This is a genomic window from Chryseobacterium sp. FW101-FHT12H09 (assembly GCF_058790395.1).
The window spans coordinates 210,403-231,329 of sequence record NZ_JBYTCP010000001.1 but is presented as its reverse complement, the minus strand read 5'-3'; the positions used below and the strand labels follow the sequence as shown (position 1 = coordinate 231,329).

Genomic DNA, 20,927 nt, shown 5'->3' with positions numbered 1-20,927 from the left:
AAATCCTCATCACATATAAGATGAGGATTTTTAATTAATTTTATAGTAAGGTACTGAAAAATATTTGCTTGGCTTTATATATGCTGTTTTTCTGTCAGCATCAAAGATCCAGATAAACCTTCGTATCATATCGGCTGCTAAATAGCTTACTTTTTGTGTTTTAAGATCTCCCGCAAAGAACCCGGCAGATACATTTTCCATCATTATTTTTCCTATTTTGAATTTGGGCAAAATACCTTGCTTTGTGATGACACTTTTACCACTGGAGTTTTTTAATGTTTTTTCTCCTGTTACTTCCAGTTTTTTGTCTAATCCGTTGTCTTCGGCAAATTGATTATTGTAAAGTAATCCTCCGGAATATCCTGATTGTAGAAGAAAATGACCTTCAACTGATTTTCCATCAATGATATTCTCTGCATTAATGAATAGTTGATCTCTTTCAGGGTATAGTTTAATAGCCTGATAACCTTTTAAATCTGGCAGCTGATCGTAGATAACGAACTTATTATTATCATAATCGATCTTGAAAGCTTTTCCCGAAAAAATACCTGTTCCAAATTTCCCGTCGGCTTCATGTCCTGTCAGCTCATTATCGAAAAACCGAACATTTTTTGTTACTATTTTTCCTAATTGTATGGTATTATTTTCACTGATCTCATCCTTGAAAATAATATGATCTGCTTTTCTAGTACGTTCAGGGGAAATGGAGGCATCTGCCATAGCAATTTGAAACATCAGATCCAGAGAGTCCTTATCATTTATCAAAGCTTTGACAATGATATTATTGTACTGAGTGAGTCGAAAAGGAATTGTTTCCTGTGCCTGAACTACAATAAAATATGAAAGAAAAAGAATGTTAAGTTTTGTAAACATCAGTAAAATGGTTATTGGTTGAAACTTTAAGTTTAGAAAATTACCTTTTATTTTTGAAATGCGAAAGAACATAAAAATACTTGTCTGTTTTTCGGTTGCAGTGCGGATTTTCTGTATTTAAATTTGTAAGAAAAAATATGAACAATTTTAAATTTGAAGCACTGAATGATGTAGATTTTGCTTACTTGAGTCGCTTATCAGATGCTGAACTTTCAGAAAAAAATATTAAAAAGTTAGTGGTAGATAAATTTCCTGGTTTTCCATGCCGGGTTACTTTGGAAGATGCAAAGGTAGACGAGCAGGTTTTCCTTCTTAATTATGATTTTCACAATGTAAATTCCCCATATAAAGCCAGCGGGCCTATTTTTGTAAGAACAAACTACTCAACACAAATGTATGAAATTAATGAGGTTCCAATAATGTTTAACCATAGACTTCTTTCTGCTCGCGGCTATACCAAAAATGGGATGATGTTTTTTGCAGACGTTTTTGAGGGAAAACTTTTGAAAGAAAAGATTCAGGAGATTTTTGAAAATCAGGAAATCGAATATGTACACATTCACAATGCAAAACCAGGATGTTTTAATGGTGTTGTAAGAAGAGCATAAAAATACTTGTCCATTTTTCGGTTGCAAAATAAGCCATACTCTTATTAACTTTATAAAAAAATAACAATGACAAATATTCAAATTTTTAAAGATCTGCATATAAATGATGACCTTTTATTAGTAGGAAATGTCTGGAATGTACAAAGTGCTAAAGTATATGAAAAGTTAGGATATAAAGCATTAGCCACTTCTAGCTCTGCGGTAGCTCATAGTTTAGGATACGAGGATGGAGAGGAGATGAGTTTCGATGAATATTTCTATATTGCTGAAAGAATATTAAAATCAGCGAATATTCCTTTATCTGTAGATTTAGAAGGTGGATACGGAAATACAAGCGATCAGATTGTTTCAAATATTTCAAGGTTAGCAGCCATTGGTGCAGTTGGTATTAATATAGAGGACAGTGTTGTGGTTGATGGAGCCAGAAAGTTATTAACGAAAGAAGAGCTCCATGAAAAATTTAAACCGGTTATTTCAAAATTGAAAGCGGACAATATTGATATTTTCATCAATTTCAGGACTGATCCTTTTTTGTTAGGAATTGAAAATCCTGTAGATGAAACACTGCAAAGAATAAGGATTTTTGAAGAATTAGGAGTAGATGGAATTTTCGTTCCTTGTATTACGGATGAAAACGATATCAAAACCATTGTAAATTCTACAGAAACTCCAATTAATGTAATGTGTATGCCCGATTTGCCCGATTTTGAGACCCTTAAAAATTTAGGAGTTAAAAGAATTTCTTCAGGAAATTTTTTAAATGGGTATATTTATAATCATTTGGAAGATGCAGGCCGTGAGGTACTCGTAAAACAAAGTTTTTCACCCATTTTTATGTAATGATGAGACTTACAGAAGATAGAATGTATCAGGCCTCTTTGGAAAAAGATTCCACATTCGAAGGAACTTACTGGATGGCGGTAAAAACGACAGGGATATTCTGTCGGCCCACCTGTACTGCCCGAAAACCCAAAAGAGAAAATGTAGAATTCTTTTTAGATACTAAAGAAGCTATAGAAAGTGGATATCGAGCCTGCAAAGTTTGTAAGCCTCTTGAAAAACTGAACGAAACACCACTTTATATTCAGGAATTGCTGAATGAACTAATGCGCGATGAATCTTTAAAAATCAAAGACGCCGATTTAATGACCAGACATATTGAACCGGTAACGGTTCGTCGGTGGTTCCTGAAAAATCATGGAATTACTTTTCAGGCCTATCAAAGAAAATTGCGCATGAACAAAGCTTTCAAAAAGATAAAAAATGGTGAGAGTATTATAGCAGCTGCGATCGATTCAGGATATGAGAGCTTAAGTGGATTTAATGAACGTTTTAAAAATATAGTAGGTGTCTCACCTAAAAATACCAAAATGCAAGGAATAATAGATCTTAAAAGAATTGAAACTCCACTGGGACCGATGTTTGCCTGTGCAGTAGATGAAGGGATTTGTTTGCTGGAGTTTACAGATCGGAAAAATATGGATAAACAGTTTGCATCACTGTCAAAATCTTTAAATGCAGAGATCGTTCAGGGTGAGAATAAACACTTTCAGCAATTAGAAAAGGAGCTACAGGAGTATTTTGAAGGAAAGCGAAAAACTTTTGATGTTCCGTTATATATCACCGGAACTGAATTTCAGGAAAAAGTATGGCATCTCTTATGTGAAATTCCAATGGGAGAGACCAGAACTTATAAACAGCAATCAGAGTTTTTAGGAAATCCAAAAGCAATACGTGCAGTCGGAACAGCAAATGGAATCAATAAAATAGCTATTTTAGTTCCCTGTCATCGGGTCATCGGCTCTAATGGTGATCTCGTAGGATATGCAGGAGGAATCTGGAGGAAACAAAAGTTATTGGAGTTAGAGAAGGCAATATTATTCTGATTTTATTTAAATTTATAGACCCTGATATTAAGGTCATTTTGAATCTATGAGTTCTGTAAATATAATCCAAACACTGATTGATGCTGATCTGTTTAAAACTGAAAAAAACATTCAACGTTACCAGTTTCTAAAAATAAAAGACGAGATAGACACGAATGTTTATTTTGTGGAAGAGGGAAGTGTCCGTATTTTTATCATGGATGAAGATGAAGAACGGATCATTAGATTCGGTTATAAGGATAATATCATTGTTTCCCTGGATTCATTTTTATCAGATAAGCCATCGGATTTCTATATTCAGGCGATTAAAAAGACAAAGGTAAAAGTAGCAACAAAAAAGGATTTTTACGAATTTATTCAATCGAGTGATGAGCATTTAAAATTATGGACTTTTATTTTAGAAGATCTTGTTTTACAACAGATTGAAAGAGAAAAAGATCTTTTGATCAACTCACCTCTTGAACGTTACGAAAGGGTTTTAAAAAGAAGTCCGAAGCTATTTCAGGAAATCCCCAATAAATATATTGCCAATTACCTTAGAATGAGTCCCGAAACATTATCGAGATTAAAAAAATCTTGAGTTCAGTCAATATTTAGAAATGTTGGAATACAGAAATTTGCATAAAAAGGATCAATGAAAATTTCTTCTTCGCAATTAATATCAGAATTAACGACGATTACCCAACAACACATCCAATATGTAGAAACACTTTTGCAGAAAACAGATCAAGAGCTGAATCACAGAACATCCGAAAATAGCTGGAGTGTTCTGGAGTGTATTGAACATCTTAATCTTTACGGAGATTTTTATATTCCGGAGATTACCCACAGGATATCTTCTTCTCATTTTACTACAAAGACTACATTTTCACCGGGAATCCTTGGTAATTATTTTGCAAAGTCGATGTTGCCAAAAGAAAAGCTAAATACAATGAAAACATTTAAAACAATGAATCCTATCCGCGCTAAGCTGGATAAAGGAGTATTGAAAAAATTCATTTGGCAAGAGCAACAACTATTAGTTCTGTTGGAAAAATCCAGAAACATTAATCTGGAGAAGACAAAAACAAGTATAAGTATTTCAAAACTGATCAAACTGAAACTAGGTGATACGTTACGTTTTGTTATTTATCATAATGTTAGGCATATTGAACAGGCAAAAAAGGTTTTACTGGCTGTTTGAAATTTTTGAAAAAATAGAAAAGTTAATAATGTGGATATTATAAAAATTATTGAAATTGGAGCAGACTATTTTGTTTTGATTTCGTACTTTTGAACAAAAATTTACACGTGAAAAAATTAGTATTCGCACTTTGCCTATCGGCTTCAGCTTTAAGTTTTGCACAAGACTATTCAGTACCGGCTGCAAGTCCGCGTCAGAAGGTGGAACAGCAGTTCTCTATGTCTAAAATCAGTATCGATTATGGAAGACCTGGTGTAAAAGGTCGTAAAATCTTTGGAGAATTAGTTCCTTATGGACAGGTTTGGAGAGCAGGGGCCAACTCATCTACAAAAATTACATTCGGACAGGCTGTTAACTTCGGTGGTAAAATGGTGCCTGCAGGAACATATGGATTATTTATCGTTCCAACAGATAAAGAATGGAAAGTGATCTTAAATAAGGATTTTCAACAGTGGGGTGCTTATACCTACGATCCGAAACAGGATGTGGTAGATGTTACTGTCCCTGTTAATAAATTAGCTGACAAGCAAGAATGGTTTGAAATTACATTAAATCCTACGGATGAAAATTCTGGGAATTTAGTGATCAAATGGGATATGGCTCAGGCAGAAGTTGCCTTAAAACCTGCAAAATTAGATGCCGTAATCAAAATTTCAGATAAACTGAAAGAAATCAAAAAAATAGAAACTGACGCTGCTAAAACAAAAAGCTAAGACAATGAATTTTTCTATTCAATCTATTTTAGAAGATAATGAATTTCAATTAATCCCCTTAATACAAGGGGATTTTGAATCTGTATATGAAGTAGCTTCTGATCCCAGAGTCTGGGAACAGCATCCTAATAAAGACCGATACAAAAGAGAGGTTTTTGAGAGTTTTTTTAAAGGTGCGATTGAAAGTAAAGGTGCTTTTAAAATTATAGATAAAGCTTCCGGGAATATATTGGGAAGCAGCCGATACTATGATTTTGATGAAAAGGACAATCATATTTTTATTGGATATACTTTTTATGGCACAAAATCCTGGGGAAAAGGGGTAAATCCAAGAGTTAAAAAACTGATGCTGGATTATATTTTTCAATTTGTAAATAAAGTTCATTTCCATATTGGGAAAGAGAACTTCCGTTCCCAAATTGCCTTGGAAAGATTGGGTGGAGAAAAAATAGGGGAAGAAGAAGTAGCCTATTTTGCAGAACCCACAAGAACCAATTTTGTATATGAAATAAAAAAGGAAAATTGGCTGAAATGAAAAAATATAAAATTCAGAAATCACCATTTGTAGTTCCTACAACAGACGGGAAATTGATCGAGGAGCATTGGGGAAATTCTACGCAAAATCCTAATGTATCCATCGCTCATATGGTAGCACCACCTGATTGGAGTGAACCCCATCAGACGCCTCAGTTTGATGAATTTACAATTATTATTTCAGGAAAAAAGCAGTTTGAAATAGATGGTGAAATAGTCACCCTTGAAAAAGGACAGAGTATTATGGTGGAAAAAGGAGCAAGAGTCCGCTACAGCAACCCTTTTACCGAGCCTTGTGAGTACATTGCAATCTGCCTTCCTGCTTTTTCGATGGATTTGGTGAATAGAGAAGGATAATTTTTTTAATGTAACAATTTACCAATAAATTAATGCTGCAAAATTGAATCAAGTGACCATATCATTGCTACATTATTAAACTGGTAAATTGTTAGATTGAAGCTTTCACTTCAAAATTTCTTTCAGGAACATCAACGTATGATTCCAGGCTCTTTTTGCCATTACTTCATTATAATCAGGAGATTTTGGATCCGTGAAAGTGTGCTTAGAGTGTGCATAGGTGATAATTTGCCAGTCAGCATTTCCTTCATTCATTTCTTTGATCAGATTGTCGTAATCCTGTTGGGTTACTCCTTTGTCTTCTGCTGGATTTTCAATTAACATCTTAGGACCTATTGCTCCATTTTTTCTAGTTTGGTCCTTACCAATACTTCCATGAATGGAAACAATGCCGGCTACGGGCATATTAGATCTGGCAACTTCTAATGCTCCAGTTCCACCAAAACAGTATCCGATAACTGCTAATTTATTAGCAACAGCACCACTTTTTTTAAGTTGATCCAGTGCCAATGAAATACGCTTCTGATATTCTGCATAATTTTGTTTATAATGTCCTGAGGTTTTTCCCGCTGCATCATTATCCGCAGGGATATTTCCTTCTCCATAAATATCTGCTATAAAAGCAATGTAACCTTGCTTCTCAAGTTCTATGGCTGCATTTTTAGCTTCATCATCAATTCCTTTCCATGCGGGTAATACCAATACTCCCGGAAGTTTTTTTCCGGCGTTTGAAGTTACTAGGCCATTCAGTTTTTGTGAGCCGTCCTGGTAGGAAACTGTTTTAAGGTTTTGGCTGAATAGAGCTCCAGATGTCATAAAGAGAGTTGTTAATAAGATTGAACGTATCATATTTTGTAATTTTTTAAATAAGATTTGATCCTGTCATTTCAATTGGCAATGACCTATCATATCAATAGAAATCTACATCTAAATTAATAAAAATAACTTATAATAATGATTGTCAAAATATTATTATAAGTTATTAGAACTTTAGCCCTATATCAATCAGTTCCTGTTCTAGATTAGTATCTGCATACACCTGAACAGTATGAAAGCCGAGGGTTTTTGCCATTTCTATATTTTTGGGATTATCATCAATAAAAAGGGATTCGTTAGCCTGAATGTTATAACGCTCCAATAAAAGATGCCAGATTTTAGGGTCAGGTTTTATTAATTTTTCAGTTCCTGAAACGACGATCTTACCATCGAAAAGCTGAAAAAAGTCATAGTTTTCCAAAGCATAAGGAAAGGTTTCTTCGGACCAGTTGGTCAATCCATACAAATGATAATCTGTTTTGCTTAGTTTTCTAAGAACTTCTACATTTTGTGGGATCTCGCTTTTCAACATGACATGCCAATTGTCATAATAAGCCCTGAGTTCTCTCTCCCAATCAGGAAATTTCTGAACCTGTATATTGGTTCCTTCCATGAGACTTCTTCCCCGGTCCTGTTCTTCATTCCATTCCGATTGAGCAATGTGGGTAAGGAAATATTCCATTCTGTTATCGTCATTAAAATAATCTTTAAAAAAATATCTTGGATTCCAATCCATTAAAACGCCCCCGAAATCGAATATTATGTTTTTGATGTTCATATCAATCATTTAAATTTTATTTAACCATATTTTATCTGACCACAAAAGGAACAAAAGTTTTTTTTGGGTATTTAAAATTTGAAGTTTTTTGTTTTGAAAAATAAGGAGATCACCTAAGACGAGAATCAAAAGATTTCCAAAATGCTTATGTGTCCTTTTATTGTGACTTTAATTAAAGCACTTTAAATTTATAAAAATTTAAAGTCATATTAACTATCATATGCATTTAAAAATTGTGAACTTTAGTTAACAACAGAGTCAAAGAAGATTCTTTTTAAAATTTAGTATTTTCAAAAACTCAAATGCAGTCTTTGGGGTACATTAAAACTTTTATGACTTTTTTGGTTTATATCTATGAATAGGCAAGACTGAGATTCCAGACGCCAATTCGCTTAGATCTGAATGACAAACTTTGCGCAGGATTTTCCCTAGATAAATAATATAAACTGATTAATTATCTGCTTTATAAAATTGATACTGGTCATTCTCAAAATAAGCATTAATATGCTGCAAGCCGTTGGTTAAAATGATTTCTTTAGCACCAATAATTGAATTGTATCTTGCGGTTTGCTCAAAAGTTTTTTCAGTCAGTTTGATCTGTGGAGCCTTACATTCGATTAAAATTTTTGGCTGTGCTTTTTCTGTAATAAGCAGGTCAATTCTTTTAGTAAGACCATTTAAAACGATCTTTTTTTCTGTAATCAATGCAGATACAGAATAGGATTTTACTGTGAGATAATAATGTATCCAATGTTGTCTTACCCACTCTTCAGGGGTAAGCAAAAGGTAAGTTTTACGAACTAAATCATAAATAAAAAACTTATCTTTGTCTTTCTTGAATTTAAAATCAAAAGTTTCCTGAAAATTCAGTTTTGGAAGTTCCATTAAAAGATGAAAGAATTAGATTTAATCCTCAAAAATATTAAAAATAAAGAAGTTTTACCGATTTATTTTTTCCACGGAGATGAACCTTATTTTATTGACGTTGCTGTAAAAGCTCTTGAACACGACTTTTTGGAAGAAGATGAAAAAGCTTTCAACCAGACCGTGACTTATGGAAAAGATACTTCTTATCAGGAAGTTCTTTCTTTGGCAAGGCAGTTTCCCATGATGGGAGATAAACAGGTGATTATTGTAAAAGAAGCTCAGGATCTAAAACTTAATGACGAAGAAAATAGAATTCTGGAAGCGTATGTTGAAAATCCGATTCCATCAACAGTTCTGGTTTTTGCCCACAAACATAAAAAGCTGGATAGCAGGAAAAAGGTGACAAAAGCTTTAGATAAGGCAAAAGCACTTTTCCTCAGTGAATCGATCAGAGAGAATAATCTTCCGAAATGGATTGCTGATGAATGTTCTAAATTAAGCATAAAAACAGCCCCAAATATTTCTCACCTTTTAGCAGAGTATCTTGGAAATGATCTTTCAAGGATCGCCAATGAATTGGGTAAATTAAAAATAATCCTTAAAGAAGGAGAGCTTTTGGATGGCACGATTATCGAAAACCATATCGGAATCAGTAAGGAATATAATGTTTTCGAACTCCAAAAGGCTCTAGGAACGAAAAATGCAAATGCAGCATTTAAAATTGCCCATTTTATGGGAAAGAATCCTAAGAATAATCCTTTTGTAATGATGTTGGCGAGTTTGTATAACTATTTCTCAAATGTTATTATTTATCAGACAATGCCGGGACAGTCGCCACAGGTTATTGCTTCCCAAATGGGGATTAATCCTTACTTCATCAAAGATTACGCAGAAAGTGCAAGGTTATATCCTTTAAAACATGCTACGAGAGTGGTTTCTATTTTAAGGGAATTTGATATGAAAGGAAAAGGTTTGGGAGCGGTAAATATGAGTGAAGCAGAGTTGATCAAGGAATTGGTATATAAGATTATTAATGTCGATAAATTTAAGATGAAAGTTTAGTTTATTGTAGAGTTGGGAGGTTCGGGATGCGAGTCACGGGGAAGGAAGTGAAATGTTGTTAGTTGCAAGTTGTTTAAGCCGTTTCGCGATTTCAAAATGAGCCCCAATAACGGTCAGCAACGTATAAAAACAATCATTGACAGTCGACATATTGATTATTGACAAGTATCATTAAAATTCCTTTAATAAAACATTAAAAATTACGAAATTAGCAGACTTTAATTTTAATCTTTTTGAAAAGTAAATTATGGAGCAAAACATTTTAGATTGTGTAATAGTTGGATCAGGGCCTTCTGGCTTTACAGCGGCAATTTATGCGGCAAGAGCAGATCTGAAGCCTGAATTATATACAGGCTTAGAGCCAGGCGGACAATTAACAACAACAACGGAGGTTGATAACTTTCCCGGATATCCTGCTGGTATTACAGGTCCTGAAATGATGATGGATTTGCAAAAACAAGCGGAAAGATTTGATACCAAAGTTCATTATGAAATGATCACGAAAGTGGAACTTTCTAAAGAAAAGGGTGGTGTTCACAAATTATTTGCCGGAAATAAAGAGATCCTTGCTAAAACCGTGATTATTTCTACAGGAGCTACAGCTAAGTATTTAGGTCTTGATGACGAAAAAAAATATAATGGAGGTGGAGTTTCTGCATGTGCTACTTGTGATGGATTTTTCTACAGAGGAAAAGATGTAGTAGTAGTAGGAGCCGGTGATACTGCGGCGGAAGAAGCAACTTACCTTGCAAAATTGGTTAATAAAGTGACGATGTTGGTGAGAAAGGATGTTTTCAGAGCTTCAAAAGCGATGATCCACAGAGTAGAAAATACACCAAACATTGAAGTGAAATTCAACCACGAATTAATAGGAATAGAAGGGGAGAATAATCTTGTTGAAAGAGCGGTTGTTATTGATAACCAAACTCAGGAAAAATCTACGGTTGATGTTCACGGAATTTTTATCGCTATTGGTCACAAACCGAATACTGATATTTTTGTAGGACAAATTGACTTGGATGAAAACGGATATATCTTAACAGAAAAGGGATCTACAAGAACAAACTTACCTGGAGTTTTTGCTGCTGGTGATGTTCAGGATCATATTTACAGACAAGCAATTACAGCTGCTGGAAGTGGATGTATGGCGGCAATGGATGCTGAAAAGTATCTTGCTGAGTTACATTAATACTTATTTTGATATAATATACAATAAACGCATCATTGATCTGATGCGTTTATTTTTTATCTGATTTTCTCAAATTTTGTTGATCAGTAAGTGGATTACAGAAAATAATTAAGTTGATTTTTAGTGGATTATTTCAATTTGCTAAAATTTATCTAATAATTATTTTGTCAGAATTAAAAAACATTCTATATTTGCACCACTGAAAACGACAGTATAACTGGAGTTTAAGGAGAGATGGCAGAGTGGTCGATTGCGATAGTCTTGAAAACTATTGACTGTAACAGGTCCGGGGGTTCGAATCCCTCTCTCTCCGCAAAAAAAGGGTCTTCTTTTAGAAGATCCTTTTTTTTGTGTTAATAATTCTTTCTCTTTCATTTTCATATGGTTATAAGATAGAATGCCTAACATTGTAAGGGCTCGATAGATGCCCTTTTAAGAGTAAAGAAATGAGTGGGATTATGCTCTTATAAGTACACTAAACTAAATTGTATGTCAGCAGTCTTTCTATATCAGACGTTCTTGATATATTCATGAATGTAGGTTTGAAGGTGAAAAGCCCGTTATCTTTAAAGGTAGTGACATACTTGCCGGGGTGCTAAATACTTAACTTATAGTCATTATCTTTAATTATCTAAGAGTGCTGAAAAATCAATTTTACTATAATAGTATAACTCTATGTTTTTTTTATGTAATTTTTCCTGCAATACGTAAAGGCCATTGTCAAAAACACTCTTTACCATTTGGGTTATAATGTCTGTTTCACAGCCTGTAGCAGATGAGTGAACGGTATTTAAAAGCAGAGAGGCAAGTAAAATTCAACTTATGAACTTTGGGGCTATAAAGATTAGTAAAACTATCTAATGGGCCACTTCTATGCTGCTTTCATAGTGGAAATACCTTATTTTATTATTCACGTTTTCCTTTAAAATAGGCGTACATCGCTGTTGCGTGACCATGGCCTAAACTAAAATCCTCTTTTAGCCAGTTGATAATTTCAGTGGCTTTAACGTTAATAGTTCCATTTTTAGTAAAACCTTTTTTGTCTGCGAGAAATTGGAAATCTTCCGGTGATTTGCCGGTTTTTTTTCCTCAATATTTTTGATGTAAGTTATAAATGACATAATTATTTTTTTGAATTTGACGAAGATGATAAGCCTTTGTAACTTAGAACAAAGGTAAATAGTATGAAAAGAAATGATATGGTCCAAAAAAGGATATTTATGGTCAATTCCTAAGCTTTTCTGATTTTTTGAAATCAAGAGGAGTGAAATGGGTATGCTTTCTGAAAAATTTCCCAAAATTAGACGGATCCGAAAAGTTAAGCCGAAAAGCTATTTCGGAAAATTGGTTAAAGATTAATACAAATATTGAACTGTAGTGATTTATTATTGAGGTATTTAGACATGTTTGACGTTTATTAACGGCTTGGTTTTTGTAAGGTTTTAAATGAATTCATTCAAGAATAAATGAGGAAATTTAGAGAGAGTGAAATAATTACAAATACTAAAAAAATAAAAAAATAAAATCATGAACATTAAACGAATTTTTGCAACAATATTAACGGTTCTGGGAATCGCTGGTTTGATTTACACTGGATATGAGTTGATTAATAAAAATACTTCTTATACGACCTTAGGGGTGATAGGAGTTCTTGGTTTAATCTTCTTTATTGCAGGGATTGGCCTTGTGAAAAACACAAAAGATGAATCTTAGCTATAATTGGAAAAATAAGTAAATTGATTGTGTCAAAATAAAGGGGATTTTAGAAGATTTTCTTTAAAAAGATATCTTGGAACACACATTCTATTTTCCCAATATTTTGAGGATAACTTTATAAATCAATACTATGGAAAAAAGTAAATTGTTGCGAATGGACAATATGGGCATTGTTGTAGAATCCCTTGATGAAGCTATTTCTTTTTTTGCAGAAATAGGGTTAAAGATTGAAGGACGTGCGAAGGTTGAGGGAGAGTGGGCTGGTCGTGTTACGGGATTAGGAGAGCAGCTCGTTGAGGTGGCCATGATGGTGACACCCGATGGCCATAATCGGCTCGAGATTTCACAATTTATTAACCCGTCGACTATCTCAGATCATCGGAATGCTCCTGTAAATTCTCTCGGATATTTACGGGTTATGTTTACTGTTGAGAATATTGATGAGCTGGTGTCCAGGCTAGTGAAACATGGTGCTGAACTCGTTGGCGAAATGGTTCAGTACGAAAACTCTTATCGCCTGTGTTACATTCGTGCAAAGGATGGGCTGTTAATAGGTTTGGCTGAGGAATTAAACGGTAAGTAAAATTCCTCTTCACAAAGACCTGTGAGAAATTCGGCGAAGAAATATTATTTATGAATACTCCAATTATGAAAACATTATTATGGAAGGGAATAGCTTATGAATCTCTAGAATATTTTAAAATTGAAAAAAAGAATGAAAATAATGTTGTAGAATCAAAGATTATCGGCAGCCAAAATGGTAATATATATGATGTTAATTATAGATTGGTTATTGATGGAAATTGGCTGATTAGAGCATTTGAAATCGAATCAGAAATCAATACGATAAAAAGAAAGATGACTGGTGAGAATTCCGAACATGGATGGCAAATTAATATAATGACAAATTCTGATTTTAAAGGTTTTAAATACATTGATATTTCACTTACACCATTTACCAATACGCTTCCTGTTAATAATTTATCATTTGATATGGAAACACCAAAGGAAATTGATGTGATTTATATAGATGTCTTAAAAAATAATATTGTACCTGTCAAGCAGAGGTATACCAAAATAGCGGATAACAAATATTTTTATGAAAATTTAAATTCAGGTTTTAAAGGAAATATGAGTGTTGATGAAGTTGGATTAGTGGATAATTATTTTGGATTTTTTGAAAAAATAGCAGAATATTAGTTTTGAGCTTGTCAATTATTTTCTAAAGAGTTAACGAAATGGGAAAAAAAATTATTTTTTTTATAGTATCAATGACTTTTCTTTCCATCTATGGACAGAGCAAACCTTCCATAACTGACCGAAAGAAAATTGATATTGAACAGATTACAACCGAATTTGAAATACAAAATTATTTTAACGATGAGATCTTATCGAAGAAGAACGAATATTCGGTTGTTAGAAATACGAAACTTTTTATTCAAAAAAAACAAGGGAAAAATAGTATATATTATAATTTATCTATCTGGTCTCCTAAGAGGGATACAATAGCAAATTTCGGTACTATTAACTTTGATTATATTGAAGGGCTTACAAATAAAGAGAATTCTTTTTTTGGATTAGTATTTAAAAGTACAAAGGAATTAAATGAACAAGGCTTTAAAGAAAGAGTGGACTATTTTAAAGACAAATTGGGAATGCCGAATTTTCAATTTAGAGAGGCTGGTTGGGATTTAGTTGGCACTAAACTGTATAGTTGGAAACTTAAAGGGTTTATTTACGTAATCCATCTGGATGGACAAAATGGACTATGTTTACATTTAATCAACTTTGAAAAGTATAAGGAAATACAAGAAGCAGAATTAGGATGGCGATTAATAGATATATGATTTCGAATATTATCCGACTTTCTCGCATAATACATTATTTTCTAATTGACTGGTTAAACACTTTGCACAACTTATATTACATCCGAAAAAAATCAAAACCAAAAGGAGGATATGTAGTTGACTTAAAAAATGGTAGGATTTAGGCAGTAGGGAGATGTTGAAAACTTTCCAGATTCCTTTGCCCTTATTTCTACGTGTATTTTATATAGCTGTAATTTTAGTAGTTACTTTATATATTTGTGATATGTGACATTTTTATTAGCCTACTTCTGCTAACCCCATATCATTTTGCTCTTATATTGTCAGAAATCGATTTTTTCTTTTTGTTTAGCTAATATTTTCAAAAATACTGATCAGCTTCCAATTTTTCAAAAAAGTATAGATTCCAAACTATTATAAAAGTGGAGAACAGGAATTACGAAATAATATACTTTATTTATTATCAGCGACTGCTTAAAAAAAATTACCTTCTTATATCTCGAGAGTTTAGAAAACAAGGTTCACGATTATAAATTGGAACGCAGTATTATAGTTAATTGTTTTATTTTCAAGTAGTTAACTTCCGTTAATGAAATGGGTTCGCATTTATCCTATGGAACATTCTAAGGCTTTCCTATGCCTAATTTTGCATCATAAATATTTTTAAAGAAGCCATTATTATTTTAAAAAGTAAAAAAATGAAAGCACTCCTGATTTTTTCGATGATGTTGTACCATTATTTTCAACCCAATATTGTAACACCAATTAACAAAGAATATCTGAATTATTCTATTATAAAAGACGATAAAACGATTGGCAATATCCGTGTGGAACGTTCTTTGAAAGATGATGTCACCGAATATATTTTTGAATCCCGAGCTAAAGTAAAAATCATTTACAGTATTGAAATTTATGACAAAATGGGTGTCACTTTTAAACAGAATATTCTACAGCAGGCCAAACTTTACCGAACAATGAACGGGAAACTAAAAGTGAACAATACCGCTACCTGGAACGGAAGTGTTTATAATCTTTCGGACAAAGATGGAGCCAATGGTTCTCTAAAACAGTCCATTTTCAGCTCTACTGCAAGTCTGTATTTTAATGAGCCCGAAAATATAAAATCTGTTTTTTCGGAGAAATTCCAAAAGATGATTCCTATTCAGAAGATTAATTCCAAAAAATACAGGATCGATCTGCCAAACGGAAACACGACTACTTACACATACAGCAAAGGAATTTGCACTTTAGTTGAAGCCAATACCGATTTTGCAAACCTAAAGTTTGTTCTTGATACGAATCCAAATAAAACCCATTAAAGTCCTTATTGCAACTATTTATTGTGAAAACTTTGGATTTTTCACATAAAAATGAGATAAATGTGGTATTTACGAGATAGGTTCACATCCCTCATTCTCTGCAAATACTTAAAAAGAGTTTTTTTGCAGTTGTTATTTAATATTTTTATATTCGGTGAATTAAAAATTTCATTTAAAGATATCTAGAACCCGATGAATATTACATTAGGAGTAACCTATTTATGTGAAGGAATAAATTCATTTGAATATTACAAATGTGAGAGGATAATATATATAGGCTCTAAGAATGTTTACTATTTAACTATATCAAGTACCTCCACAAGTTTTAAAGAATGGAAATAACTCTTTGTAAAAATTGCAATTTTAATTATTCAGGTAATTATTGTCCAGAATGTGGACAGTCTGTACACGAAAAAAGAATTGATGTACATTGGCTAATTCATGATATACCACATTCTGTTTTTCATATTGACAAGGGTTTTTTCTATACACTAAAATGTCTTTTTACAAATCCTGGAAAAATGGTAGAAGGATATCTTGCAGGAAAACGAGTAAAACATTTTAGGCCTTTTGCTTATGTTATATTAATAGCATCTATTTGTACTTTTGTTGTTAATAAACTTCAAAGTCTTACACAAAGTATATATCAAAAAAGGTTTCCTAATCAGGTCCTTGAGGTCAATGAATCGTTCTTTAGTCATTATTTCAGTCTTTTTATTTTTATAATGATTCCTTTTGCTTCTTTAATAACTTGGTTGTTTTTTATAAAAAGGCAATATAATTATTGGGAGCATTTTCTTGTGAATACTTATTTAGCGGCACAACTTAGTCTGTTATTAGTACTCATTAACTTGATAAAACTCTTTATGACCCTCTTTTCAGAGAAAACAGATGTAAGTGAGCAAGGTTTTTTTATCTCTTTTTTTATGACAGGATTTTTGTTTTTGTATGGTTATACGTATGGCAGCCTGATGAGTACAAGGAAAACTAACTTGCTAAAAATATCATTAACAATTACTGTAATGAATTGCTTACTGTTTATTTTGTACTACTTTGGACTAATAATAACCAAGGTTATCCATTAATAACAATAGAGAAAATGGTGGATGGTAATCCAAATGAAACTAGGATCAAAAAAATGCAGTCAATCATGAATCACAGTGGGATTTATTGAATAATAAAAGCTATTGGAATGGCTAGAAGAAATGGCCATTAATGAAAAATTCAAAAAAAATTCCTCTCCATTTTAACGAAAGAACAGTATAAGTGGAAAAACGTTTGAATCTTAAAATTGTGTTTTGCTGTAAAAGATAATTTATATTTTGCTGATAAATTTTACCTTAGGTTTACTGTCTACTCTTAATACACTTTGTTGATGAAATCTGCGGATGTATCGTTGGGTAATACTATCCAATGAAGCATTTCTTTCTTTTGTAGGTTTACCAAGGAAAGTCACCACTTTTGTCTTTTCTGATATGGTTAATTTTGTTTGGGTATCCATCCACTTACCAACCGCATCCGATTCGGTATATCCTTCAGGAAAGTAATGTGTGATCACACTATCAGAGAATGCTTTCCATTGTTGTGGTGTTACATCCCCGCCAGTAGGAATATTTGTTCCAAAATATAAATCAGTTCGTTGCATGGTACTACAGGAAACAAAGGCTATACTTAAAAAAGCTGCGAATATTAGTTTTTTCTGGGTTTTCATTTGGTTATATTTATTTACTAGAATTGTAGGTGTTCCATTCAACAAATATAAAATTTTTAACTAAAATAATTCAAAAATAGGGGATAAATAGATGTGAGTAACCATTTCGTATGTAATAAAACGACGGTAAAATAAAAAGCCCTTAAATAATAGTATTTAAAGGCATTTTATATTTATTCCTGAGTTTAGCTACTCATAAGAAATCTAAACTTATTGATATTTTTAAGGGCAATGCCCGTTCCACGAACAACGGCCCTTAAAGGGTCTTCAGCAACGCAAACAGGTAATCCTGTTTTTCTGTGTATTCTATCAGCCAATCCATTGAGAAGGGCACCCCCTCCTGCAAGATAGATTCCAGTTTTGTAAATATCCGCCGCAAGCTCAGGTGGAGTAAGAGAAAGGGTTTCCAAAACAGCATCTTCAATCCTCATAATGGACTTATCCAATGCTTTGAAAATTTCCTTATAGTTCACCATAATTTCTTTTGGCTTACCAGTGATCAGGTCTCTTCCCTGTACAGGAATATCTTCTAAAGGATATTCAAGCTCTTCCAATGCAGAACCTATTTCGATTTTTATCCTTTCGGCAGTTCTTTCCCCAACGTACAAATTGTAGTATGATCTCAGGAAGTATGCAATATCATTTGTAAAAACATCACCAGCGATTTTTAATGATTTGTCGCAGACAATACCACCCAGTGCGACCACCGCAATTTCAGTCGTTCCACCACCTATATCAATGATCATATTCCCTTCAGGGCTTTGAACGTCAATCCCTGCTCCAATTGCCGCTGCCATTGGCTCATAGATCAATTTTACTTCCTTAGCATTTACTTTTAATGCCGAATCTTTAACCGCTCTTTTTTCAACTTCTGTAATTCCTGAAGGAATACATATTACGATTCTTAATGCCGGTTGGATAAATCTACCTCTGATTCCCGGTATTTGTTTAATGAATTCCTTGATCATATGTTCAGACGCATGAAAATCTGCAATGACACCATCTTTTAATGGACGTACTGTTTTGATATTTTCATGGGTTTTCCCCTGCATAAGTTTAGCTTGTTCTCCAACCGCAATAGGTTTTCCTGTAGTACGGTCAATAGCAACAATGGAGGGCTGATCAATAACAATCTTGTTATTATGTATGATCAAAGTGTTAGCAGTCCCAAGATCCATTGCGATCTCTTGCGTAAACATGTCAAATAGCCCCATCTTTTCATTGTTTTATTAGACTGCAAAGTACGGCTTTATGGATTGATTTAAATAGTCCGGTACTTTATAATTGAAGTTAAAGTTGTGTTAATTTGTGGTATTAAGATATTAAAAGGCCTCTAAATTCTTAAAATACTTTTACATAAGACTAACAAAACTTCTGAAGTTCATTTAAATGTATATAAAAGCAAGGAAATCAATAATTAATTGAATTTCAATACATTCTTTTAACATAATAAAATAATTGCCTAAGTGCTTAATTAATATAATATATTTACAAAAAGAATACGTGATTATATTTATTGTGAAAAATAAATTAAAAAACACAATTATATCCGTAAATTATTAATTAAAATGAAGATTTTATGAAAAAATTATTACTCTGTTTTTTTTTATTAACAATTACATTTGTGAATGCTCAAAATGATAATTGTTCAGGTGCAATACCATTGGTAGTAGGAACAAGCTTTGCTTCAGGAGCGGTTACCTCTTCCAATGTTGGAAGTACTATAGATGGTGCTCTTCCTTCATGTAATTCTGATGCCGTAGCTAATGTATGGTTTACTGTAGTTGTTCCAGCAAGTGGAAACCTAACTATAGAAACCAGGGAAGCTGCCGGATCTTTATTTGACGATTCAGTGCTTACTGTGTACACAGGAACGTGTGGTACTTTAACTGAAATTGATTGTAATGATGATACAAACGCAGATCTATTTTCGTTGATATCATTAACAGGACAAACTCCGGGAACAACTTTATATGTGAGTGTATGGAAATATGATGACACGATCGACAGTGGAACTTTTCAGATTTCAGCATATGAGCTTGTATCAACGAACAATATCTGCTCACAGGCAATGCCATTGACAATAGGAACTGATTTTGCGTCCGGTTCAATTGTTACTAATAATGGCGGAGCCACTACCGATGGAGCCCTTCCTTCCTGTAACGGAGATGCGGTTGATAATACATGGTTTAGTGTAGTTGTTCCTCCAAGCGGGAATATCACTATAGAAACAAATGAAGCTTCCGGATCGCCATTTGATGATTCTGTTCTCACCATTTACAGTGGTAGCTGTGGAACTTTAACTGAAATTGCCTGTGATGATGACAGTGGAGATAGTTTATTTTCATTAGTCTCTCTTACAGGACAGACTCCGGGATCTACACTGTATATAAGTGCCTGGAAATATGATTCAAGCATAAGTATGGGAGAATTCCAGATTTCAGCTTATGACAGTACCGTTTTATCTACTAACGAAACTACTAAAAAAGACAAGCTTAAAGTATCTCCTAATCCTTTCAGTGATTTTATCAGTATTTCTGATATATCTGATGTAAGATCAATTTCTGTTATTGATATCTCAGGAAGATTAGTCAGAAAAATTGAAAAAGTATCATCATCGATTTACTTGGGTGATTTAAAAGAAGGGGTATATTTAATTTCTTTAAAATTAAATGACGGCACTACAAAAACAATTAAAACAATAAAAAAATAATACATTTTATTTAATTGTCAGTAACAATATGTTAAGTACAAAAATGTCCGAAAAATCAATTGATTCTTCGGACATTTTTTGATGTAAGCTAAAAAAAGAGACACGAGTTTATATTGATAGAAAGTTTGTGTAATTTTAAACGATATCTTCTGGTTAATTTATAATAACAGCATCATGGACTATAAAATTTTTGCACAAAAAATAATTCATTTAAAAGATGCAGATCTGGAATTTCGGAATCAACTTATTCAAAAAGGGCAGCTTGGGGAAGGGTATAATGAAGAAATGGAAAAACTGCATAATAAGAATGCAGAAATATTAAATGATATAGTAGATTCCATCGGCTACCCGACTATTGATAAAGTAGGTAAGGAAGCCAGTGAAGCAGCTTGGCTGATCATACAGCATTCAATTGGGAAACCCGTTTTTATGAAAAAATGTGCGGAGCTATTAAAAAAAGCAGTGGATGAAAATAAAGCAGATCCGAAAAACTTGGCTTATCTAACCGATCGGATAGCTGTGTTTGAAGGAAAGCCACAGCTTTACGGAACTCAATTTGATTGGAATGAAAATGGAGAATTAGTTCCCAACTCCTTTGATGACTTAATAAAAGTAAATCAAAGAAGGAAACTTATAGGCTTAAATACCCTGGAGGATCAGATTGTTTTAATCCAGCATCGGGTAAAAAACGAAAATCAAACACCCCCAAAAGATTTTAATCAAAGGAAAAATGATAGCGATGAATGGAAAAAGAAGGTAGGCTGGATAAAATAATA

The 20,927-nt window shown here is 33.1% G+C and carries 24 protein-coding genes, 1 tRNA gene and 2 pseudogenes; 20 read left to right on the top strand and 7 right to left on the bottom strand.

The genetic code is table 11. From position 1 onward, the window contains the following. Positions 1-30: 30 nt before the first annotated feature. Positions 31-873 carry a pepsin/retropepsin-like aspartic protease family protein gene (locus tag AC3WRL_RS01030; RefSeq protein ID WP_492329545.1) on the bottom strand — a complete coding sequence of 281 codons (843 nt, stop codon included), beginning with the start codon at positions 871-873 and terminating at the stop codon, positions 31-33. Positions 874-1,010: 137 nt separating this feature from the next. On the opposite strand from AC3WRL_RS01030, the gene AC3WRL_RS01025 reads away from it, so the two are divergent. The 9 genes and pseudogenes from AC3WRL_RS01025 to AC3WRL_RS00985 all read left to right on the top strand — a co-directional run bounded on the left by AC3WRL_RS01025 (position 1,011) and on the right by AC3WRL_RS00985 (position 6,154). Then, positions 1,011-1,481 (top strand): DUF1203 domain-containing protein, encoded by a 471-nt coding sequence (locus AC3WRL_RS01025; RefSeq protein ID WP_492329544.1) that lies wholly within the window; start codon positions 1,011-1,013, stop codon positions 1,479-1,481. Between the two features lie 66 nt (positions 1,482-1,547). Next, entirely contained in the window at positions 1,548-2,321 is a 774-nt protein-coding gene (locus tag AC3WRL_RS01020; protein WP_251040641.1) for an isocitrate lyase/PEP mutase family protein, read from the top strand. Beyond that, positions 2,321-2,839, top strand: a pseudogene (locus AC3WRL_RS01015) (bifunctional transcriptional activator/DNA repair enzyme AdaA); the annotation flags it as partial. The gene AC3WRL_RS01020 and the pseudogene AC3WRL_RS01015, both read left to right, overlap by 1 nt. Before the next feature lie 12 nt (positions 2,840-2,851). Continuing rightward, positions 2,852-3,367 carry a methylated-DNA--[protein]-cysteine S-methyltransferase gene (locus tag AC3WRL_RS01010; protein WP_251040646.1) on the top strand — a complete coding sequence of 172 codons (516 nt, stop codon included), beginning with the start codon at positions 2,852-2,854 and terminating at the stop codon, positions 3,365-3,367. Positions 3,368-3,413: 46 nt separating this feature from the next. Beyond that, positions 3,414-3,947 (top strand): Crp/Fnr family transcriptional regulator, encoded by a 534-nt coding sequence (locus AC3WRL_RS01005; RefSeq protein ID WP_214833265.1) that lies wholly within the window; start codon positions 3,414-3,416, stop codon positions 3,945-3,947. 54 nt (positions 3,948-4,001) lie between these two features. Beyond that, a complete protein-coding gene (locus AC3WRL_RS01000; RefSeq protein WP_492329543.1) occupies positions 4,002-4,550 on the top strand; it encodes a DinB family protein in 549 nt (182 codons plus the stop codon). A 107-nt stretch (positions 4,551-4,657) separates the two neighbouring features. Beyond that, positions 4,658-5,263 carry a DUF2911 domain-containing protein gene (locus AC3WRL_RS00995; RefSeq protein ID WP_214833261.1) on the top strand — a complete coding sequence of 202 codons (606 nt, stop codon included), beginning with the start codon at positions 4,658-4,660 and terminating at the stop codon, positions 5,261-5,263. A 4-nt stretch (positions 5,264-5,267) separates the two neighbouring features. Next, positions 5,268-5,798, top strand: coding sequence for a GNAT family N-acetyltransferase (locus tag AC3WRL_RS00990; protein ID WP_214833258.1), 531 nt, complete (start codon positions 5,268-5,270; stop codon positions 5,796-5,798). Further along, positions 5,795-6,154: a cupin domain-containing protein gene (locus tag AC3WRL_RS00985; RefSeq protein WP_214833256.1), complete on the top strand. Its 360-nt coding sequence runs from the start codon at positions 5,795-5,797 to the stop codon at positions 6,152-6,154. Before AC3WRL_RS00990 ends, AC3WRL_RS00985 begins: the two co-directional genes overlap by 4 nt. A gap of 105 nt (positions 6,155-6,259) precedes the next feature. Here AC3WRL_RS00985 and AC3WRL_RS00980 read toward each other — a convergent pair whose 3' ends face one another. The 3 genes from AC3WRL_RS00980 to AC3WRL_RS00970 form a co-directional block, all read right to left on the bottom strand. Then, the gene (locus AC3WRL_RS00980) at positions 6,260-7,003 is read right to left on the bottom strand and encodes a dienelactone hydrolase family protein (RefSeq protein ID WP_214833254.1); all 744 of its coding nucleotides are present in this window, start codon (positions 7,001-7,003) and stop codon (positions 6,260-6,262) included. 133 nt (positions 7,004-7,136) lie between these two features. Then, positions 7,137-7,748: an HAD family hydrolase gene (locus AC3WRL_RS00975; protein ID WP_214833252.1), complete on the bottom strand. Its 612-nt coding sequence runs from the start codon at positions 7,746-7,748 to the stop codon at positions 7,137-7,139. A gap of 450 nt (positions 7,749-8,198) precedes the next feature. Then, positions 8,199-8,633, bottom strand: a complete 435-nt coding sequence (locus AC3WRL_RS00970; protein WP_200245366.1) for a type I restriction enzyme HsdR N-terminal domain-containing protein — start codon at positions 8,631-8,633, stop codon at positions 8,199-8,201. Positions 8,634-8,639: 6 nt separating this feature from the next. On the opposite strand from AC3WRL_RS00970, the gene holA reads away from it, so the two are divergent. From holA to AC3WRL_RS00955, 3 genes are all read left to right on the top strand, one after another. Continuing rightward, a complete protein-coding gene (gene holA / locus AC3WRL_RS00965) occupies positions 8,640-9,677 on the top strand; it encodes a DNA polymerase III subunit delta (RefSeq protein WP_492329542.1) in 1,038 nt (345 codons plus the stop codon). 247 nt (positions 9,678-9,924) lie between these two features. Next, complete coding sequence (gene trxB, locus AC3WRL_RS00960) at positions 9,925-10,866, top strand: thioredoxin-disulfide reductase (protein ID WP_261511526.1); 942 nt, start codon at positions 9,925-9,927, stop codon at positions 10,864-10,866. A 228-nt stretch (positions 10,867-11,094) separates the two neighbouring features. Beyond that, positions 11,095-11,179 (top strand) — tRNA-Ser (locus AC3WRL_RS00955). Between the two features lie 593 nt (positions 11,180-11,772). On the opposite strand, the pseudogene AC3WRL_RS00950 reads toward AC3WRL_RS00955, so the two are convergent. Continuing rightward, a pseudogene (locus tag AC3WRL_RS00950) lies at positions 11,773-11,892 on the bottom strand (DUF4287 domain-containing protein); the annotation flags it as partial. Between the two features lie 501 nt (positions 11,893-12,393). Between AC3WRL_RS00950 and AC3WRL_RS00945 the strand changes: the two are divergent. The 6 genes from AC3WRL_RS00945 (at position 12,394) to AC3WRL_RS00920 (ending at position 16,812) form a co-directional block, all read left to right on the top strand. Further along, the gene (locus AC3WRL_RS00945; RefSeq protein WP_214834667.1) at positions 12,394-12,579 is read left to right on the top strand and encodes a hypothetical protein; all 186 of its coding nucleotides are present in this window, start codon (positions 12,394-12,396) and stop codon (positions 12,577-12,579) included. 133 nt (positions 12,580-12,712) lie between these two features. Then, a complete protein-coding gene (locus tag AC3WRL_RS00940; protein ID WP_492329541.1) occupies positions 12,713-13,165 on the top strand; it encodes a VOC family protein in 453 nt (150 codons plus the stop codon). A 65-nt stretch (positions 13,166-13,230) separates the two neighbouring features. Further along, the gene (locus AC3WRL_RS00935) at positions 13,231-13,782 is read left to right on the top strand and encodes a putative glycolipid-binding domain-containing protein (protein WP_492329540.1); all 552 of its coding nucleotides are present in this window, start codon (positions 13,231-13,233) and stop codon (positions 13,780-13,782) included. Between the two features lie 38 nt (positions 13,783-13,820). After that, positions 13,821-14,429: a hypothetical protein gene (locus tag AC3WRL_RS00930; RefSeq protein ID WP_492329539.1), complete on the top strand. Its 609-nt coding sequence runs from the start codon at positions 13,821-13,823 to the stop codon at positions 14,427-14,429. A 677-nt stretch (positions 14,430-15,106) separates the two neighbouring features. Then, positions 15,107-15,727, top strand: a complete 621-nt coding sequence (locus AC3WRL_RS00925) for a DUF6134 family protein (RefSeq protein WP_214834675.1) — start codon at positions 15,107-15,109, stop codon at positions 15,725-15,727. Positions 15,728-16,059: 332 nt separating this feature from the next. Next, entirely contained in the window at positions 16,060-16,812 is a 753-nt protein-coding gene (locus tag AC3WRL_RS00920; RefSeq protein ID WP_492329538.1) for a DUF3667 domain-containing protein, read from the top strand. 230 nt (positions 16,813-17,042) lie between these two features. On the opposite strand, the gene AC3WRL_RS00915 is transcribed toward AC3WRL_RS00920, so the two are convergent. Together AC3WRL_RS00915 and AC3WRL_RS00910 are read right to left on the bottom strand one after the other, a co-directional pair. Then, complete coding sequence (locus tag AC3WRL_RS00915) at positions 17,043-17,438, bottom strand: DUF3574 domain-containing protein (protein WP_492329537.1); 396 nt, start codon at positions 17,436-17,438, stop codon at positions 17,043-17,045. 185 nt (positions 17,439-17,623) lie between these two features. Next, positions 17,624-18,652, bottom strand: coding sequence for a rod shape-determining protein (locus tag AC3WRL_RS00910; RefSeq protein ID WP_214831704.1), 1,029 nt, complete (start codon positions 18,650-18,652; stop codon positions 17,624-17,626). Between the two features lie 365 nt (positions 18,653-19,017). Here AC3WRL_RS00910 and AC3WRL_RS00905 point away from each other — a divergent pair, with 365 nt between their 5' ends. Continuing rightward, positions 19,018-20,151 (top strand): T9SS type A sorting domain-containing protein, encoded by a 1,134-nt coding sequence (locus AC3WRL_RS00905; RefSeq protein WP_492329536.1) that lies wholly within the window; start codon positions 19,018-19,020, stop codon positions 20,149-20,151. A 174-nt stretch (positions 20,152-20,325) separates the two neighbouring features. After that, positions 20,326-20,925, top strand: coding sequence for a DUF6624 domain-containing protein (locus AC3WRL_RS00900; protein ID WP_492329535.1), 600 nt, complete (start codon positions 20,326-20,328; stop codon positions 20,923-20,925). Positions 20,926-20,927 lie beyond the last annotated feature (2 nt).

What these genes read in the sequence shown, in the direction of transcription:
- AC3WRL_RS01030 (WP_492329545.1), bottom strand. Translation starts at nt 873, where the DNA reads ATGTTTACAAAACTTAACATTCTTTTTCTTTCATATTTTATTGTAGTT.
- AC3WRL_RS01025 (WP_492329544.1), top strand. Translation starts at nt 1,011, where the DNA reads ATGAACAATTTTAAATTTGAAGCACTGAATGATGTAGATTTTGCTTAC.
- AC3WRL_RS01020 (WP_251040641.1), top strand. Translation starts at nt 1,548, where the DNA reads ATGACAAATATTCAAATTTTTAAAGATCTGCATATAAATGATGACCTT.
- AC3WRL_RS01010 (WP_251040646.1), top strand. Translation starts at nt 2,852, where the DNA reads ATGCAAGGAATAATAGATCTTAAAAGAATTGAAACTCCACTGGGACCG.
- AC3WRL_RS01005 (WP_214833265.1), top strand. Translation starts at nt 3,414, where the DNA reads ATGAGTTCTGTAAATATAATCCAAACACTGATTGATGCTGATCTGTTT.
- AC3WRL_RS01000 (WP_492329543.1), top strand. Translation starts at nt 4,002, where the DNA reads ATGAAAATTTCTTCTTCGCAATTAATATCAGAATTAACGACGATTACC.
- AC3WRL_RS00990 (WP_214833258.1), top strand. Translation starts at nt 5,268, where the DNA reads ATGAATTTTTCTATTCAATCTATTTTAGAAGATAATGAATTTCAATTA.
- AC3WRL_RS00985 (WP_214833256.1), top strand. Translation starts at nt 5,795, where the DNA reads ATGAAAAAATATAAAATTCAGAAATCACCATTTGTAGTTCCTACAACA.
- AC3WRL_RS00980 (WP_214833254.1), bottom strand. Translation starts at nt 7,003, where the DNA reads ATGATACGTTCAATCTTATTAACAACTCTCTTTATGACATCTGGAGCT.
- AC3WRL_RS00975 (WP_214833252.1), bottom strand. Translation starts at nt 7,748, where the DNA reads ATGAACATCAAAAACATAATATTCGATTTCGGGGGCGTTTTAATGGAT.
- AC3WRL_RS00970 (WP_200245366.1), bottom strand. Translation starts at nt 8,633, where the DNA reads ATGGAACTTCCAAAACTGAATTTTCAGGAAACTTTTGATTTTAAATTC.
- holA (WP_492329542.1), top strand. Translation starts at nt 8,640, where the DNA reads ATGAAAGAATTAGATTTAATCCTCAAAAATATTAAAAATAAAGAAGTT.
- trxB (WP_261511526.1), top strand. Translation starts at nt 9,925, where the DNA reads ATGGAGCAAAACATTTTAGATTGTGTAATAGTTGGATCAGGGCCTTCT.
- AC3WRL_RS00945 (WP_214834667.1), top strand. Translation starts at nt 12,394, where the DNA reads ATGAACATTAAACGAATTTTTGCAACAATATTAACGGTTCTGGGAATC.
- AC3WRL_RS00940 (WP_492329541.1), top strand. Translation starts at nt 12,713, where the DNA reads ATGGAAAAAAGTAAATTGTTGCGAATGGACAATATGGGCATTGTTGTA.
- AC3WRL_RS00935 (WP_492329540.1), top strand. Translation starts at nt 13,231, where the DNA reads ATGAAAACATTATTATGGAAGGGAATAGCTTATGAATCTCTAGAATAT.
- AC3WRL_RS00930 (WP_492329539.1), top strand. Translation starts at nt 13,821, where the DNA reads ATGGGAAAAAAAATTATTTTTTTTATAGTATCAATGACTTTTCTTTCC.
- AC3WRL_RS00925 (WP_214834675.1), top strand. Translation starts at nt 15,107, where the DNA reads ATGAAAGCACTCCTGATTTTTTCGATGATGTTGTACCATTATTTTCAA.
- AC3WRL_RS00920 (WP_492329538.1), top strand. Translation starts at nt 16,060, where the DNA reads ATGGAAATAACTCTTTGTAAAAATTGCAATTTTAATTATTCAGGTAAT.
- AC3WRL_RS00915 (WP_492329537.1), bottom strand. Translation starts at nt 17,438, where the DNA reads ATGAAAACCCAGAAAAAACTAATATTCGCAGCTTTTTTAAGTATAGCC.
- AC3WRL_RS00910 (WP_214831704.1), bottom strand. Translation starts at nt 18,652, where the DNA reads ATGGGGCTATTTGACATGTTTACGCAAGAGATCGCAATGGATCTTGGG.
- AC3WRL_RS00905 (WP_492329536.1), top strand. Translation starts at nt 19,018, where the DNA reads ATGAAAAAATTATTACTCTGTTTTTTTTTATTAACAATTACATTTGTG.
- AC3WRL_RS00900 (WP_492329535.1), top strand. Translation starts at nt 20,326, where the DNA reads ATGGACTATAAAATTTTTGCACAAAAAATAATTCATTTAAAAGATGCA.